General features: G+C 67.8%; 15 protein-coding genes and 2 pseudogenes. 11 read left to right on the plus strand and 6 right to left on the minus strand.

Annotated features, from left to right (window positions below):
- The 4 genes and pseudogenes from IE277_RS40530 to IE277_RS40545 form a co-directional block, all read left to right on the plus strand.
- A pseudogene (locus IE277_RS40530) lies at nucleotides 1–166 on the plus strand (transcriptional regulator); the annotation flags it as partial.
- Between the two features lie 318 nt (nucleotides 167–484).
- Complete coding sequence (locus IE277_RS40535; protein ID WP_229882354.1) at nucleotides 485–949, plus strand: NADH-quinone oxidoreductase subunit B family protein; 465 nt, start codon at nucleotides 485–487, stop codon at nucleotides 947–949.
- 546 nt (nucleotides 950–1495) lie between these two features.
- The gene (locus IE277_RS40540) at nucleotides 1496–2113 is read left to right on the plus strand and encodes a hypothetical protein (RefSeq protein WP_189958744.1); all 618 of its coding nucleotides are present in this window, start codon (nucleotides 1496–1498) and stop codon (nucleotides 2111–2113) included.
- Nucleotides 2114–2145: 32 nt separating this feature from the next.
- Nucleotides 2146–2601, plus strand: a complete 456-nt coding sequence (locus IE277_RS40545) for a hypothetical protein (RefSeq protein WP_189958745.1) — start codon at nucleotides 2146–2148, stop codon at nucleotides 2599–2601.
- Between the two features lie 143 nt (nucleotides 2602–2744).
- Here the strand turns inward: IE277_RS40545 and IE277_RS40550 are convergent, their stop codons facing one another.
- Complete coding sequence (locus IE277_RS40550; RefSeq protein ID WP_189958746.1) at nucleotides 2745–3353, minus strand: hypothetical protein; 609 nt, start codon at nucleotides 3351–3353, stop codon at nucleotides 2745–2747.
- A gap of 188 nt (nucleotides 3354–3541) precedes the next feature.
- On the opposite strand from IE277_RS40550, the gene IE277_RS40555 reads away from it, so the two are divergent.
- The 3 genes from IE277_RS40555 (at nucleotide 3542) to IE277_RS40565 (ending at nucleotide 5608) form a co-directional block, all read left to right on the plus strand.
- Nucleotides 3542–4159: a transposase gene (locus IE277_RS40555; RefSeq protein ID WP_189958747.1), complete on the plus strand. Its 618-nt coding sequence runs from the start codon at nucleotides 3542–3544 to the stop codon at nucleotides 4157–4159.
- Nucleotides 4160–4207: 48 nt separating this feature from the next.
- Complete coding sequence (locus IE277_RS40560; RefSeq protein ID WP_229882355.1) at nucleotides 4208–4459, plus strand: ribosomal protein L7/L12; 252 nt, start codon at nucleotides 4208–4210, stop codon at nucleotides 4457–4459.
- 441 nt (nucleotides 4460–4900) lie between these two features.
- Nucleotides 4901–5608, plus strand: a complete 708-nt coding sequence (locus IE277_RS40565; protein ID WP_189958749.1) for an alpha/beta fold hydrolase — start codon at nucleotides 4901–4903, stop codon at nucleotides 5606–5608.
- A gap of 439 nt (nucleotides 5609–6047) precedes the next feature.
- On the opposite strand, the gene IE277_RS40570 is transcribed toward IE277_RS40565, so the two are convergent.
- Nucleotides 6048–6587 (minus strand): MarR family winged helix-turn-helix transcriptional regulator, encoded by a 540-nt coding sequence (locus IE277_RS40570; RefSeq protein ID WP_189958750.1) that lies wholly within the window; start codon nucleotides 6585–6587, stop codon nucleotides 6048–6050.
- Between the two features lie 67 nt (nucleotides 6588–6654).
- Here IE277_RS40570 and IE277_RS40575 point away from each other — a divergent pair, with 67 nt between their 5' ends.
- Nucleotides 6655–7947, plus strand: coding sequence for an MFS transporter (locus IE277_RS40575; protein WP_229882356.1), 1293 nt, complete (start codon nucleotides 6655–6657; stop codon nucleotides 7945–7947).
- Between the two features lie 74 nt (nucleotides 7948–8021).
- On the opposite strand, the gene IE277_RS49885 is transcribed toward IE277_RS40575, so the two are convergent.
- Both IE277_RS49885 and IE277_RS49890 read right to left on the minus strand, forming a co-directional pair.
- Entirely contained in the window at nucleotides 8022–8183 is a 162-nt protein-coding gene (locus IE277_RS49885; RefSeq protein ID WP_373310989.1) for a hypothetical protein, read from the minus strand.
- 32 nt (nucleotides 8184–8215) lie between these two features.
- Nucleotides 8216–8380, minus strand: coding sequence for a hypothetical protein (locus tag IE277_RS49890; protein ID WP_373310990.1), 165 nt, complete (start codon nucleotides 8378–8380; stop codon nucleotides 8216–8218).
- Between the two features lie 557 nt (nucleotides 8381–8937).
- Here IE277_RS49890 and IE277_RS40585 point away from each other — a divergent pair.
- Nucleotides 8938–10242, plus strand: a complete 1305-nt coding sequence (locus tag IE277_RS40585) for a phosphatase PAP2 family protein (RefSeq protein WP_229882357.1) — start codon at nucleotides 8938–8940, stop codon at nucleotides 10240–10242.
- Between the two features lie 47 nt (nucleotides 10243–10289).
- Here the strand turns inward: IE277_RS40585 and IE277_RS49895 are convergent.
- Nucleotides 10290–10544: pseudogene (locus IE277_RS49895) on the minus strand (transposase); the annotation flags it as partial.
- Nucleotides 10545–10678: 134 nt separating this feature from the next.
- On the opposite strand from IE277_RS49895, the gene IE277_RS40595 reads away from it, so the two are divergent.
- The gene (locus IE277_RS40595) at nucleotides 10679–11752 is read left to right on the plus strand and encodes an ISAs1 family transposase (protein ID WP_373310991.1); all 1074 of its coding nucleotides are present in this window, start codon (nucleotides 10679–10681) and stop codon (nucleotides 11750–11752) included.
- Between the two features lie 193 nt (nucleotides 11753–11945).
- Nucleotides 11946–12854 carry a patatin-like phospholipase family protein gene (locus IE277_RS40600; RefSeq protein WP_229882359.1) on the plus strand — a complete coding sequence of 303 codons (909 nt, stop codon included), beginning with the start codon at nucleotides 11946–11948 and terminating at the stop codon, nucleotides 12852–12854.
- 881 nt (nucleotides 12855–13735) lie between these two features.
- Here the strand turns inward: IE277_RS40600 and IE277_RS40605 are convergent.
- Nucleotides 13736–16147, minus strand: a complete 2412-nt coding sequence (locus tag IE277_RS40605; protein ID WP_229882360.1) for an ADP-ribosyltransferase domain-containing protein — start codon at nucleotides 16145–16147, stop codon at nucleotides 13736–13738.
- Between the last annotated feature and the right edge of the window lie 238 nt (nucleotides 16148–16385).

The following is a 16385-nucleotide window of genomic DNA, read 5'->3' on the forward strand; positions in this document are numbered from 1 at the left end:
GCGCACCCGCAAGGAAGGTTCGAACGTGTACTACTCCCTGGCCAGCCCGGAAGTGGCGGAGCTGCTGCGGGTGGCGCGCTCGATCCTGTCCGGCGTGCTGGCAGGGCAGGCCGAACTGCTCGCCGACCTGAAAGCGGCTCAGTCAGCAGGAAAGCCGCCGTCGTAGCGACAGCCCATGATCGGCGGCCGTCTCCCGAGAGAGAGTTGACAGCGCTCTGTGGTGCCGGGAGGCGGCCGCCTCGAAAACCGCCGTCGTGGAGACGGCAGTCGGACGGCGGTCACCGCGCGGGAGGCGATTCCGGGCGGTGGCCGCCTCCTCTTCCTGCTGCGTGGACCCGCTTCGTTCCAGGGGCAGACCGCATAGCAGGAAGCAAAGTCTTCTGAGATCACGCAAAGCACGGGGAACGTGTCGTCACTCCAGCCGCTGGGGATCTTGCGGTTACTGGCGGAAGTCCTCACCACCAGTCGGTAGAGGTTCATGGGCTTGTCGCGCAAGACCCGGACGACCGGGCGGGTCGCCGAGCCCGCGCCGCCGCGCCCGGAGGGCGACGTGCCGGAGAAGGCGCGGCAGCTGAGCGGTTCGGTGCAGGTGCGCTGTGTGGACGCGGGCTCCTGCAACGGGTGTGAGATCGAGATCGCCGCCGCGTTCAACCCGGTGTACGACATCGAGCGGTACGGCGCCCGACTGGTGGCCTCGCCCCGGCAGGCGGACGTGGCACTGGTGACCGGCCCCGTGACACGGAACATGGCCGAGCCACTGCGCCGCACCGTCGCCGCGATGGGCAAGCCGCGCCTGGTGGTCGCGGTCGGGGACTGCGCGATCAACTGCGGGAAATTCGCGGGCGGGTACGGCGTGGAAGGGGCCGTCTCTGACGTCGTGCCGGTGGACCTTCAGGTGCCGGGGTGCCCGCCAGAGCCGAAGCGATCGTGGCGGCACCGCGGAGGGTGACCGGACGGTGAGCCTGATCCCGACCGCCCTGGCGACGGCCACCGGTCTGGGCGGCGCGGGCGCGCTGGCCGGAGTTCCACTGCCGTGCCGACTGCGTGTGCCGGCGGTGGGACTGCTGACAGCACCGAGCAGCGGGAGCGGGCCTCGGTGCGGCGGGCTGGCCTCTGGTTCGCGGTGATGACGCACCTCGGCCTGGTACTGCTCCATCCACCTGGGCCATCTGTGAGACCGCAGCATTCGTCACGCCATCCGGGAGAAGAGGGTCAAAAGGACGGATCAGTCTCTTTAGTATGTATGAATACAAGCGGAGGCAGTCGGTCGTAGTGACCAATGCGGCCGCGGCCGGAGTGGGCTCCGCGATGGAGGAAATTCGGTCTACCCGAGATGGCTTCGTCGGGGTCGGGCGATACGGACGTTGATTCCCGGAATTGACTATGTGTCATCTTGGTGGAAACTCCGCGATAGTGCGGGAACTCCACACGGCCATTGGGGATTTGAGGCTGAATCGCCGGACCGTTCGAGCATTAACATGTGAGGGGGCCGCACGTGAGCGGGGCGCAGGCGATCGCATCCCCGACATCTGCCACGGCAACGCCTCAAGACGGTAACGATGACACCCCGGGACTTCTCAACACGGCGCCGCCGGCCACTCCTGCAGAATCTCTGACCGACGCCCCCACCGATCCTGCGCTTGATCGTGACCCCGACATCCCGGGCGGCACGTGCGCACCCGGACAGAAGTGCCCCGCAGCTGGTGACTGCGACGAGAGTCGGTGGTTCAAGGCGAGTTCCCTTGGCGGCAAGTATCACCAGGCCGTTGGCCCCTCGCAGTCGAACTACAACGGCACCAGCGAAAAAGAAGACATGGACTTCACTGCCAAGGTGTCCGGGACCGTCGGCGCCAGCTTCAGTGGCCAGATCACGACCAAGGTCAGTGCGGTACTGGCCGAAGTCAGCACCCAGTACAGCGTCACGTTGCATGCATCGGTAACCGCCGAACTCGGCAACGTGGTTCACGTCAAGAACGTTCCTCCGCACAAGACCGTCCATGCGCAATACGGTGTGTGGCGCCGCAAGTTCACGGGCACTGCCTACTACGAGCACCACACCTGCTACCTGACGAAGAACAACGTGACCGGTTATGGCCCCATGTATGTGGGGTGATACACGTGGGGCGAATAGGCCTACTCGTTCCTGTGGCCCTGCTCGCGTTGACCGCGTGCAGTGCGACGTCAACCGGTCATCGAGCAACCACAAGCGGGACGCCGCATGAAACGGCTTCGCCCAGTGCGTCTTCAGCCGCGCCTGGCACCAACGCGGACCCCCGCATTCCGCCCCAGCTTCCAGACGCGCAGAAGACGTTCATCAAGGCAGGCGGGAAGACCGGACCCCACTCGTTTTCAACGATCCGTCAGGTCCAGCCGGGAACTCTGGAAGTCGCAGTGATCTGCTCGGGTTCTGGCACCATCGATGTCAACATCGGTTCTCTCGTGAGTTACACCGTCATCTGCGCAGACGGCAAGCCTGGTCAGTTCAACGAGGTAGGTCTAAGGCGCAGCCACAAGAACGTTGCTGTTTCGGTTGACGCCAAGACAAAAGGATCCTGGGGACTCTCGGTCGGATGGGCCAAAACCATCGATCCTCCCGGCTAGCCGCGTCCTCCGTAGCGGCCTGCCGGCTGGTCCGGCGATCCGCTTTGGCGCGGCGACCGTGTCCGAACGTGCCGGTAGCCGAGGGAAAATCCGCGGAAGGCCTATGGGGCCATAGGCCACGTTCTTCCGGGACCCGGGTGCCATCAGCGGCCCTCGAACCGGCGCAGCCCGACCCGCCGGGACAGCCAGACCAGTAGCTCGAAGAGCACCAGTACCAACGGCAGGGCCCACGCGGCGATGTCGATCCCGCTGTAGTCCGTCTCGGCCGGCTCCGGCGCCGTCCAGCCGTGCGGGTCGACGAGCACGTCCTCGGTCTGCCCGACTTCCATCGGCCCGTCGCAGGAGTCGTTGCCCAGCTCGGCGTGTTTGAGGGGCTTGCCGTCCACCCGCCCCAGAAGGCAGGTGTACTCCGGCCCGTGCTTGCCCTGGTACGTCTTCACTGCGGTGACCCGCACTTCCACCCGCTGCCCTTGGTGCGCCATCACCTCCGCCTGCAGCACCGGCCCCGGCCCGGACAGCGCGGCGATCCCCACGATCACCCCGCCGACGATCAGCCACCCGTTCGGCGCGGCGATGATCATCAGCGTGAGAGTCGCGATCAGCACGAAGGTCCCGAGCACCAGTCCGAGCCCGCTCCAGTCCGGATTGGCGGCCAGCAACGACAGCCCGACGATCACCGGCGGACCGAAAAACGCCATCGTGGTGAGGCGGCGGACCTGCCGGGACGAGGTGGCGGTGGCTATTCGAGGCACGGCGTCAGTGTGACGAACGGGGTCGTCAGGCTGAAGAGCGGGGTCCGTTACAACTGTCGTCGCTCTCGATGAGCATCTGACGCCTCGCGCAGGTCCTCCCGGGTGCGCTCGGTGAGTTCGGCGTCGGTGAGTTCGGCGTCGGCGAGTGACGGCAACGGCGCTTCGCTCGCGCCCAGAGTCTCGACGAATTGCTGGTCAAGGCCACCAACCAGGCCTCGATCCTGGACGAACACAAGTCCTACCTGCGCCAACGCTGGCGCGAGGGCTGTCACGACATCCCGCAGCTGCACCGCGAACTGCGCGCACGCGGCTTCACCGGAGACATCCAGTGCGTCCGCCGGTACTTCCGCCCCTTCAAAAGGCCGCACAGCCCCAAGCCGAAGAATTCGCCGGCGTCGGCTCCCGAGCCGAGGCCCGCCCCGAAACCCCGGAGTGTCGTCCGCTGGATCATTGCCAACCCCGGACGCCTCGCCGAGACCGACGCGGCCGAGCTCAAAGAGATCCGGGCCGCCTGCCCACACCTCGACGCCACCACACACCGCGTCCGCGACTTCGCCGACATGATGCGCGATCTGCGCGGCGAGAAACTGCCCGCATGGATGGACCACGTCCTCGCAGACGACCTTCCCGCCCTGCATTCCCTGGTCAACGGCATGAAGAGGGACCTGGACGCGGTCACCGCCGGCCTGTCCACGCCTTGGAGCTCCGGTCAGGTCGAAGGCCACGTGACCGGCGTCAAGCTCCTCAAGCGCATGGGCTACGGGCGGGCCAACCTTGATCTGCTCCGCAGACGCATCCTGGCATGATCGCCGAGCCTCGCCGTACGCTGCGGGCTGATGGAGGGATCGGATACGGTGAGCGAATCGTTCTTGCTGGTCTGCGACGACCCGCCGCACACAGTAGTTCTGACTGACTCTGGCCTCCGGGCTATCGAGATCGTGAAGCTGCTGCACAGGCAAACCGGGCTGAGTTCGTGGCACTGCAAGTCCCTCATCAGCGAACTTCCGACGAACATCCTCGAGAACGTGCCGGAAGAAGTCGCCACCGCCATGGTGGCCGAACTCCGCGAAGTCGGTGCCAGCGCCCACACCGAAGTGAATCAGTAGGGCTTCGGCGCCCTGACCGTCACAAGATCCCCGGGCTGTTTGGGTCTGCGACGCGGCAGCAGCCGGCCGCGCGGAAAGAGTCGAGCCCGGCATTGGGTGTCGTCTGGCCTGGTTGGCGTGTCATCGGCGAAGCTCCAGCATCAGGGCACGCAGGGTGCGGCCGGGATGGCACAGGGCTGGGTCGTCCACGCACTGTTCGCACTGGCCGGGGTGGGCGCTGTGTGCCGTGTGTACGGCTTGCGGGGTGCAGCGGCGGCAGCCTCGCGGGAACCAGTGGGCTCCGTCGCTGTCCCGTTCGCCGAGGTCTAACTGTGTTGTCGGCTATTGAGGATCGGGGCCAGAACCGTGTGGCTGAGAACCCGAGCTGCCGACTGAGGATGGTGGTTCGGCTGCTGGTGAACGCCAATCTCCGGCAGGGATCCGTCCGCATATCCTCCGGACATGGTTGATCAACGCTCGGTCGACGTTGGCGAGGTCCGGCTGGCCTATCAGATGTCGGGTTCTCCGGATGCTCCGCCGCTCGTCCTGTTGCACGCGCTGGGCGAGGATGCCACCGACTGGGAGGCGGTTGTGCCCGCCCTCGCCCGGAGCCGAAGGGTGTACGCCCTCGATCTTCGCGGTCATGGCCGAAGCGGCTGGCCGGGGGACTACTCACTCGAACTCATGCAAGCCGATGTGCTCCGGTTCATGAACGTACTGGGACTTGGACCAGTAGATCTGATCGGGCACTCCATGGGCGGGATCGTGGCCTACCTGCTCGCGGAGGACCATCCGCAGCGGGTGAGCCGGCTCGTCCTGGAGGATGTGCCGGTACCCCGTCCCCGGGAGCCGAGCACCCCGGCAAGGCCGGACGGCGTCCTGACCTTCGACTGGGAGATGGTGCTGGCCGTCAGGCGGCAGATCGACGCCCCCGATCCCAGGTGGCTGGAGCGACTCGGCCAGATCACCGCAGAGACCCTCGTGCTCGCCGGCGGCCCACACAGCCATGTTCCCCAGGACGGTGTCGCCGAACTCGCCCGCCGCATCCCTGGCGGGCGAGTGATCCCCATCCCGGTTGGACACCTGATCCATCACGCAGCGCCGGAGGCGTTCACCGAGGCGGTTTCGGCGTTCCTGGAGGAAAACTTCCATCCTGCCCGTCAAGCATGAGAGCGGTCACAGGCCATGACGTGGGGACGGCCGCGCGGGTTCTTCGAGTGTGACCAAGAAGTGGGCCCGTGCGGCTTTGCCCCGTCCTGCCTTCGCAGGCGTCTTCCGTGCACATCTCGGTGGTTTGATCAAGGAGTTGGCCGGGCCGTGGCAGGCCGGGAATCGGCATTGCGTCAGCCGCGGGGAGGGAAGCGTCACCGTGCCGCTGGGGCCTGATCCTCGACCGCTTCGACGGGGCCCTGATCACTGATGCCGGCGACGAGGCCCTCAGGGTGACCGGCGTTGTCGCCCTTGTCACCCTCACAAGTACGCCTGAGTCGCTGATTTCAATCCGATCTTGCCGGGTGTCGGTCGAACGTGAGTGGCCTTGGGCAGCCGCGGCGGCGGCCGGCGAGATACTGAGACCTGACGGCGAGAAGCAACACCATCGACTCGGGCTTCACCGGTGGCGGCTGTCCGCCTCCGCCTGGATCAGCATCCGCTTGAGCAGGGCGCTGAGCGTGTCCTGCTCTGCCGGGTCGAGTGGGGCGACCATCGAGTCCTCCGCCTGCCCGCGCAGCTCCATCGCGGCCAGCCAGCGGGTGCGCCCCGCCTCAGTGAGCTCCACGTCCACCCGGCGTCGATCCTGACTGCTGCGCACACGCCGCACCAGCCCTGACTGTTCCAGGACGTCCAGACGGCCCGTCATGCCGGCAGGGGAGAGCATGAGTTCAGCCGCCAGCTCGGAGGGGGTGGCCCGCCCCGGGGCCTCGCGCGCGCCGAGCCGGTGCAGCGTGGCGAACTCGAACTCCTGCAGGCCAACCTTGGCCAGGGCGCGGTCTTTGGCTTGGCCGACATGCTTGGCCAGGAACTGTATGCGGGTGACGATCCCCTCCACCCGCGCGTCGAACGGGGCCTTGCCGCGCCAGCGTGCAAGGTGCACGTCGACGGAGTCGTCCCCTTCTGCGGGCCGCTCCCGACCCTGACTCTCGGTGTCCATACCCTCAGTATGTACGCCAACTTATATTTCGTTGCTAAACGATTAGCTGTCGAAATACTATGCACGCATGACGCAACTCATGCGCCGACTGCTGATCGGCCGCACCTGCGCGGCGCTGGCCACTGCGCTGATACCCACCACGCTCACGCTCGCGCTGCTGAGAGGACACGCCGCAGGCTCGACGGGTTCGGCAGGGGATCTGGGCCTGGTGCTGGCTTGTGAACTGCTGCCCATGCTGGTGCTGCTGCCGGTCGCCGGCGTGCTGGCGGACCGCTTCCCGCCGCATCGGGTCGTGCTCGCTGCCGATCTACTCAGGGGCGCGGCGCAGACCGCGATCGGCGCGGAGCTGCTCTGCGGCCTGGTCCGGGTGCCCGACCTCTCCGTGCTCGCCGCGGTCACCGGTGCCGCAGTCGCCTTCGGCACCCCAGCGGTCCGCACCCTGGTCGCGGCGACCGTCGACGCCGACCAGCGGCTGCGGCTGAACTCGCGGCTGGACGTCGCTACCGGCCTGGCCCAGACCGCCGGCCCTGCTACGGCGGGCGGCATGATGCTGATGCTCGGCGCCGGCTGGTCCTCGCTACTGACCGGCGCGCTCTTCATCGGCTCTGCGACCACCCTGGGCGGTCTGCACACCCGCCGGGCCACCAGGCCGGCCGACGGCGGCCACGCGGGGTTCCGGGCGCAGTTGCGCGAAGGCTGGACCGAGACCCGGCGCCACCGCTGGTTCCTCACCAATGTGCTGGGCCATGGAGTATGGCATCTGGTGGCTGGCTTCCTGCTCACCCTGGGACCGCTGATCGCTGTCCGGAGCATGGGCGGTGACGGTGCGTGGGTCCTGGTGGCTCAGCTGGGGACCGTCGGCATGCTGGTCGGTGCTTTTGCCGCAGGACGGCTGCCGATGCGCCGCCCGCTGGTCGGCGTGGCCGTGGGCGCGGCCGTCTTCGCGCTGCCGCTGGCGGCCTTCGGGCTGGGACTGGCGCTGCCCTGGGCGGCGTCTGCGTACTTCCTGGGGATGTTCGGGCTAGGAGTGCTCAGCCCGTTGTGGGAGACCGCCATCCAGCTCCGCATCCCGCAGGAGGTGCTCGGGCGGGTGGGCTCCTTCGACGCGCTGATCTCGTTTGCCGCCCGCCCGTTGGGCCTGGCCGTGGCCGTTCCGGTTGCCACCCTCCTCGGCACCTCGGCACCACTGCTGGCAGGCGCGGTGCTCGTGGCAGCGGCGAACCTGGCTGTGCTGCTGCTGCCCGAGGCATGGGAGCACCCGGAGCCGGTCACGGCAGGGGGCGATGCCAGGCGCGAACCTGTGGCCGCGGCGGACCGGGGTCAGTCGGAGGCTGGCTCGAGGGCAGCGGACGGCAGGTAGTCGGAGCATTGCAGACCCGGTGTCGGCCCGTGCCGTTCGTCACCTCCGGCCGTCCAGGCGCCCGGCGAGGCAGGTCACAGGAGACTGAGGACCATGAGCACCTCGTCGCGGTCGTCGCCCACGGCCAAGCGGAGGGCCTCGGGCCAACGCCCGATCTCCTTCCAGCCCAGTCGTCCGTAGAACTGCTCAAGGCCCGCCCCGCCTCGCGCAGCGAGGCGCAGCTGCTCCGGACCCATCTCCTCACGGGCCACCCTGTGGGCCTTGTGCGTCAGGGCAGTTCCGAAGCCGCGTCCCTGATGAACGGGAAGGGGAAGCCCGCGGCTCCGCCGGCGTTGCTGACTTCGATCCAGCACCGAGCCAGGTCCTTGTGGAGCCGGGGAGTGACCTGGGCCGGAGAGGTGTACTGCTGAAACGAGAGCTGGTTGCTGATCACTCACGGATCTTCGCACTGACGATCGAAGCCGAGCTGGCGGTGGGCCATGCTGCGAAGAGCGACTCCCGGATGCCTGGGTGGCGGCATCGGTTGTCATACCTCCGAGGGATAAGAGGAGAAGCAGCCTCTACTTCAGAACGACATGGGGGCGGGTTTCCGCGTCGTACCGTGTATTCGCCGCCGACGGGCTGCGGCGATACCCACCCGAATTTCGGAGCAGTCACCCTTGTTCGCCAATGGCAAGTGGCGCCGCCGCGCCGTGGTTCCGGTCCCGGCGGCCCTCGACGCCGGTTCACTGGACGGCTACACGCAGGACACGCATGGCGTTTCGGATACTTTGGATCCCTCTGGATAGTCGATGGCGCCACTCTGTGTCAGCGAAATGAGTCGCACCACTCCGATATCATGTTCGAACTCGCGATGGCCGCTGCCATCGCTTCTCGCCCATTTAACCCATATCGAATAAATCGGCCAAAGGATTGATGTCTAGAGCGTCGCGGGTCTTTTCGCGAATAAACAGCAGGACTGCGTCGGCCGCGAGGCGTCAACGGCGAGCGATGCTATGGGCTGCAGTGGGTGTGGCGGCTTTTGGCTTCCTCGTCGGACTGGAGATCGCCGCACGCCGCTACGGTCAGCCGGGGCCGATCACCAACCAGGTTGAAGGGTTGATATTCGCCCCGAAACCGGGGCCGCTTTACGGAGGTCTGGCGTTGATGATGGTGGTGCTCACCTGGCGGCAACGGTTCATCGCGGCCGGCGTTGCAATCGGCATCGACGTCGTCTTCGTGCTGGTGCGGTGGGCGGTCGACGCCAAGATGACCGACGGCCATTTCTTCGGCAACGGCGCGTTGTGGGTGATGTTGGGCTGTGCGGTCATCGCAGTCACCCGCCACACCGGCCGGGAACGTGTCCTGCTGCTGAAAGGCGTCGGGCTGGGCCTGCTTTTGGTGGCCGGCCGCAAGGCGGGCGATACCTGGCTGTTCATTACGTCGAAGTCCCGCCCGGCGGTACTCGACCGCTACGTGGCAACCGCCGATCACGCGCTGGGCAACCCGTCGTGGCTGGTGGGCCGGATGGTCAGGGCCGCCGGCCCGATCGGTACCCATCTTCTCCACTTCGTCTACGCGCAGCTCGCGGTGGCCGCGATCGTCGTCGCGTTGTACCAACTACGCAATGTGGCGGTCGAGCGCTGCTTCCCTCGCCATCACCTGGTGCGCACCTTCCTGGTGATCGGTCTACTCGGGCCTGCCATTTACATGATCTTCCCAGTGGTCGGACCGGTCTTCGCATTCGGTCCGGGTGCCTCCGGCACCGGCGGCGCGCATTGGGCGGTCGCCAACATATGGCCGGACACGCCACCGCCGATCAGCACCCCGCATCCGATGCCTTACGATGAGATCACCCCCCGAAACTGCATGCCCAGCCTGCACACAGCGTGGGCTACCGCGATCTTTATTCACTCCCGCAAGGGCTCACGAGTTCTACGGTTCGCGGGCACGTTCTGGCTGATTGCTACGCTGAGCGCAACGCTGGGCTTCGGTTACCACTACGGTGTGGATCTCGTTGCCGGTGCGGTGTTCGCGCTCACCGTCGAGGCAGCGCTGCGCTCGCACGACCGTGGCTGGGACCGGCCAGGAATCCAGCTGGTCATCTACGGCGCGACGGTCTTTGCTGCGCTCTTGGTGTCGTACCGCTATCTGCCGATGGAGATGGCCAGACATCCACGGCTGTTCGGGCCACTTCTCATTCTGGCGATGGGGTCAGTGGTCTACGGCTACATAAGGACCACCAAGCTGTGGGAACCGGCGGCCACACCAACTCGGCAATCGGAGCCGAAACCCGAGCTAAGCGGTGTCCCGTAGGCAGGTATCGGGCAGGGCTGGCCTGGTCCTTGGTCGAGGTGGGGCTGTCCGGCGAGGGCCAGGTTGTGCAGTCGGGCCACGCCGAGGACGGCTTGGTGAACGCCGTCCCCGTGCAAGCGGCAGTCGTGGAGGATCTTGCAGGTCTTCATCCGGGAGAAGGCGTGCTCGACGCGGGCCCTGGCCCGGCGGTGGACGGCATTCTCGGCTTGCTGTTCAGATGTGAGAGCAGGGCTGCGGCGTAGTCGGATGGTATCCGGTTCCTGACGGTGTGTCGGGTGGGGGTGGATCGGGAACGGAAGCAGGCACGGATTCCAAGATCATGGAGTTGTCGAGCGCGCCGTGATCCACCTGGAAGACCGTGCCTGCCCGCGTATCAGCTCCGATCCCTCCTGTTCTTGACCAGATTCGTGATCAGCCGCAGGCCGGCTCTGGGGAGGTGTTGGGCCTGTTGGAACGGCTGGCCGAGGTGCCGGACCCGCGCGATCCGCGCGGCGTGCGGCACGGCCTGGCCGTCGTCCTGGCCCTGACCGCGTGCGCGGTGCTGGCCGGGGCGACCTCGCTGCCGGCAGTGGGCGAGCGGATCGCCGACGCGCCAGCTCACGTGCTCGGGCAGCTCGGCGTCCGCCCCGACCCGGTGCTGCCCGCGCGGCAACTGCCCTCGGAGTCCGCTGTGCGCCGGCTGCTGGCCCGAATCGAAGGCGACGCCCTGCACCGGGCGGTCGCGCATTGGCTCGCGGACCGTCGCCTGAAGCCGGCCGGACTGCGCGCGCTGGCCGTGGACGGCAAGAGCCTGCGGGGCGCCGCGAAAGCGGGCGGGCGGAAGATTCACCTGCTCGTCGCCCTAGAGCACACCACCGGCCTGGTCCTGGCCCAGCTCGACGTCGGCGACAAGACCAACGAGATCACGCGCTTTCGGCCACTGCTGGAGGACGTCGCCGACCTGGCCCGCATGGTTGTCGCCGCCGACGCCCTGCACACCCAGCGCGAGCATGCCGCCTATCTGCTTGGGCGGCAGGCCCACTACATCGTGATCGTCAAGGGCAACACGAGGAAGCTCCGCAAGCAGCTCAAGTCCCTTCCCTGGAAGGACATCCCGCTGCAGGGCGGACCCGGGGCGTCGGCCACGGCCGCTCGGAGATCCGCCGGATCAAGGTGCACCTTGAAAAACCTGCTGTTCCCCGGAGCTCAGCAGGCGATCCAGATCAAGAGGCGGCGCACCGACCGTAAGACCGGCAAGACCACGGTCAAGACCGTCTACGCGGTCACCAGTCTCTCGGCCGAGCAGGCCGCGCCCGCCCGGCTCGCGCAGCCGGTCAAGGAACACTGGCAGGTCGAGGCCCTGCACCTCGTCCGCGACACCACCTTCGCCGAGGACGCCTCCCAGCTGCGGACCGGCAACGCACCCCGCGCCATGGCCACCTGCCGCAACCTCGCCATCGGTGCCCTGAAACGCGCCTGGGCCGGTGTGGTGTCGATTACACGTCGCTTCTCCGGCGTGTTAGCGTCGTGACGATCGTGATCTAGCAGCAGGAGGTGAGCACCATGAACGCAGTGTCCGTAATTGGGTGCTCCCCTGCAGCCCACGATCGTGCGGCTTAGGTAGTCGCCACCGGGAGCGCTCGCCAGGAACTTCACGAAAGGCGACTCCCATGAACATTGATTCTTCCTCAAGCATGCCCTCCACTTCGACAATCGACGCCACCGTGCGGGTGCGTGCCGCAGGTGAGCGGGCGGTAGTCCTCGGTGGTGGCGGGGCGGCAGGCAATGCGTGGTTGATCGGCGTGATCGCCGGTCTGTTCGAGGCCGGGTTGGATGTGACCCAGGCTGATCTGATCATTGGGACTTCGGCCGGATCGACGGCCGCCGCCCAGGTGACGGCCATGTCTCCGAACGAGCTACTCTCCGCTGTCCTGGCCGCTGCGCCCCAGCACCGGCCCGGTCCGGCCGGATCCGGGGATGGGCGTCCTCCGATCGGGCCGGCCGCAGGCCATATGGAGCGGACAGCCGCCATCATCGGCGCCGCCGAGGATGCGGCCGATATGCGCCGCCGGATGGGTGCGGCGGCGCTCGAAGCGGATGCGGCGTCGGACGGCTCCGCGCAGGCCCAGTGGCGGGCCACCGTCGCGGGTCGGCTGCCCAGCCAGGACTGGCCGGAGCGAACGCTGGGGATCGTGGCTGTCGACGCCCACACCGGTGAGCCGGTTCTGTTCGACCGCCACAGCGGCGTCGACCTGGCGGACGCCGTCGCCGCCAGCTGTGCCAACGGCTTCGGTGTCCCTCCCTACGCCATCGGCGACAACCGGTACATCGACGGCGGCTACCGGCGCAACGAGAACGCCGATCTCGCGGCCGGATACGGGCGGGTGCTGGTGCTGTCGCCCCTGGGCGGCAGGACACGGCACCCGCTGGAGTGGGGCATGCAGCTCGACGCGCAGGCGGAGGAGCTGCGTGCAGACGGCAGCAGGGTTGAATGCATCCTGCCGGACGACGAGTCCCGCAGGGTGTACTTCGGCACCAACCTGATGGATCTGTCGACCCGTCAGCCCGCCGCTCGGGCCGGTTACAACCAGGGCCTGGCCCTGGCCGGGCAACTCGCCGAGTTCTGGGGCTGACGCACACCGAAGGGGCGGTCAGGAGATGGTCTGGGCCGCGTCCTCGATGACGTCGGCGGCCAGGGCCGGGTGGCTGACCATCACGACGTGGGAGGCGCCCGAGACCTGGACGACGTGGGAGTGGGCGCGCCTACTCCCAGCGTTCCAGGGCCAGCGGGATGGGCTTTGCCGGACTCGGCGACGATGACCCAGGAGGGAATGGTGTGCCAGGCTGCAGCCATGGTGACGTCCGTCAGGGAGGAGGCCGCGAACGGGCGCTGCTCAGCGGACGTCAAGCGGCTGACGTTCAGCGGGAGGTCGGCCGCCAAGACGGCGCGGAAGCGGTCCGCGCGGAGGCAGAGGTCCCTGCTGGTGCTGCCGGCGGCGTTGGTGAAGGGGGCCGGGTTGAGCTCTCGCTGCCGGGGAACTTGCCCAGCAGGCTGGAGCCGCTCGCGCGGGTCCGGCACCTCGGCCAACTGTTCCAACAGGCCCGACACCTCCCCAGAGCCGGCCTGCGGTTGATCACGGAGCTGGTCAAGAACAGGAAGGATCGGAGCTGATACGCGGGCAGGCGCGGTCTTCCAGTTGGATCACGGGGTGCTCGGCAACTCCATGATCTTGGAATCCGTGCCTGCTTCCGTTCCCGATCCGCCCCCACCCGACACACCGTCACGAACCGGACATCATCCGACTACGCCGCAGCCTTGGATGTGAGGGGTCTGTCTTTGCGCGCCCGGTGCAGGATGAGGGCAGGGGTGCCGCGATAGCCGCCGTCGCCGAGAACGGGTGCGTTCTTCACCGCGCGGTCGACGCCGGACTCCCGGTAGGCACGGGCGTCGTGGCGGTTGCCGGGCGCGAGCGTCCGGCAACCACGACCGTGGCCACCGTGGAACGGGGACGGTTCAGGACACCACGGGAGCGGCGTCCGTGACCTCGCTCAGCCGGACCGTGCACAGCCCGCGGGGCTCGCTCCTTACCTCCGTCACCTTGAGCTGGGTACCGGGCGTAAGGATGTATTCCTCCTCGCCGGTGAAGGCGGAGAAGCTCTTGATCCCGACCGCCCGAGCCGGCGTCACCTCGAAGAGGGTCCGCTTGCCGCGACTGCCCAAGAACGTCCTGGCCACCTTCAACTCGGAGGTACACGAGGAGACGCCCCACCAGGTCACCGTGCGGCCCACCGGGTACTGCGCCCGAAGGTCCAGCGACACCCCGCGCCACAACGGCTGTGTGTAGGCAGGCAGCTTGGAGACCGCCGAGAACAGCAGCCGCAGGTACGGCAGGTAGGGCGTGACCCTGGTGCGGTCGGGGGAGCGCAGAACGCTGTTGATCTCGCGGTAGAAGGCTGACTCACAGGTGTAGAGGTGGAGCGCGGCGATGGCGTCGGCGGACAGGCCGCCGCCAGCCGCCTGGTCCGCACGCTGCTTGCCGAAGTCGCGGGAGCGCCGGATGTGACCGGAGAGCCCGGACAGTGCCGCGCAGACCGGGGCGACGGCGTCCTGGAAATCCATCAGCGGGGTGTCGAAGACACCGGTGAGCGTGGGCAGGACCAGGCCCTCGTCCTTGACGCTGGTGAGGCGCTCCAGGTACAGCTGGTGCAGGTTCATGGTCGACTCGATGAAAGCGCCCATGCGCGCCGAGACACCCCCGTCCGCACCACCCACGCCGGCCGCCGGCTCGTTCCACCCCTTGCTCGGCAGCCAGTCGATGCGGTCGGCGCCCAGCGAGGTCAGGGCACTGTTGACCTGGGCGAAGTGGTCGCCCTCGCAGAAGATGTCGCCCTGTGCCGCCGGGTTCGCGTGGTCGAGGTGCCGGACCTCGACGTCCGGGTACTTCTGCTGGAGCCGCAGAACGACCTGCTTCAGGGTGCGGGCGTGTGCCCCCCACCACGCGAACACGACCCCGCGGTCCTCCTCGGTCGCGTCCTGCTTGGCCTTGAGGATCTCCTCGACGATCCGCTCGGCGACCGGCCGCCAGAACGCTGTGTGCTGGTCGGCACCCATCGCTCCGTCGCCGCTCGCGGTCAGCGACGCGTTCAGCAGGAGCACGCCCTGCGTCAGCATCGCCTGGAACCACTCCGGCGGCTGGACCGTGTCCCGCTCCTTCAGCAGCGCCCGCACGTCGGCGATCGGGGTCTTCTTGGCGATGCCGTACTTCCACATCGCCGCCGCCTTGATGAGGCACCGGATGCTGACGACCCGGCCGAACTGGCTGTCCTTCCAGTCGCTGAAGGTGTTGTCGAACATGGCTATGCCGGTGGCGCTCTCCGGCCGCGGGTACGGGTTCTGGCCGAAGACCACGACCTTCCACTTGTGCGGCGGGTTCGGCTTGAGCGCCTGGAACGTCAGCTCGCGGACCGGGACCACCTCGTGGCTGCGGTCCTTCCCGATGAACCGTGCGGCGTCCGGCTGTGCCTCGATGACCGGCTTCAGCAGCGGGAGCCAGGCCTCCCCGCCGCCGTCGAAGAGCTCGGTCAGGGCGAGGGGGTCGTTCGCATCGGGCTGGGGCTGCAGCGGCTGGCCCGGAGCCGGGACGCCGGTCGTCGATCCGGTCATGGTGGAGGCGCTTTCGCTCGTCGTGGCAGAAGGAGAGGAGGGGACGGCGGAGGGAGCAGGAGCGGCAGTTTCAGGCGCCAGTGCGGGGGCGACGGGCGTGACGGCCGCCGGTGGCACGATGCGCACCCGCTGGTCGACGGGCGCGTCCTCGATCCCGTGGAGCTGGGAGATGATCGTGGACCGCAGCTCGTCGTCGTCCTCGAACCAGTGGTCGTGGAAGAGCGTGTAGCCGGTCCACATCAGATTGGCGCACACCCGGGCCGGCACCTGGCCGGTCTGCGCTCCCATCCCGACCAGCGCTACGGACCGGATACTGCCCGGCTTCTTCCGGTTCTGCCGGTGGACGGCCTGGAAAGCGGCCGCGCACGCCAGCGCCACGTTCAGCGTGGCGCTCACGTTCTGCGAGGACCGCACCATCGTCGGCGTCGATATCAGATACCGGGGGACAGTTGCGCCGGACGGGACGCAGACCGCGCTGCCCACCGGCATGGGTCCGGCGAACCGGTCGCGGATCGCCCGCTGGACGCGCACCTGGATGCCGGACCCCAGGTACCGCTTGATGGCGGCGTCGACCCCGCCGTCCATGCGGCCACGGGAGTTCGTGGGGGTGACCCAGGCGTCGACGTCCTCGTCGAGGATCGAGCCCTTGCGGATCTCGATGCCGGGGGTGTCGGCGAACGCGGCGCGCCACGCCTCCACCACACGCTCGTTGACGTCCGTCAGCACCACCCTGAGCGCGGGCAGCACACTGCTCTCGGTCATCGTCCACTCCTGTCGTGCAACAGCGGTTCCAAGACCTCGAAGGTATCTCCCACCACTGACAACGCAGCCCCGGCAAGGAGCCGGTGACCCGCCCTCATGCTCCGGTGGTCCACTCAACTTCCGCTGCGACAGATGTCTGCGGCCGGACTTTCTGCGCAGTGTGTAGGGCTGTGAGCTGATGTTGTGAAGGTGAGCTGGTTGGCGGACCACGCTTGATCCTCGGCCAGGGCGACGGCCT

Origin of the sequence: Streptomyces alanosinicus (genome assembly GCF_014650595.1) — a bacterium.
Lineage (GTDB): Bacteria > Actinomycetota > Actinomycetes > Streptomycetales > Streptomycetaceae > Streptomyces > Streptomyces alanosinicus.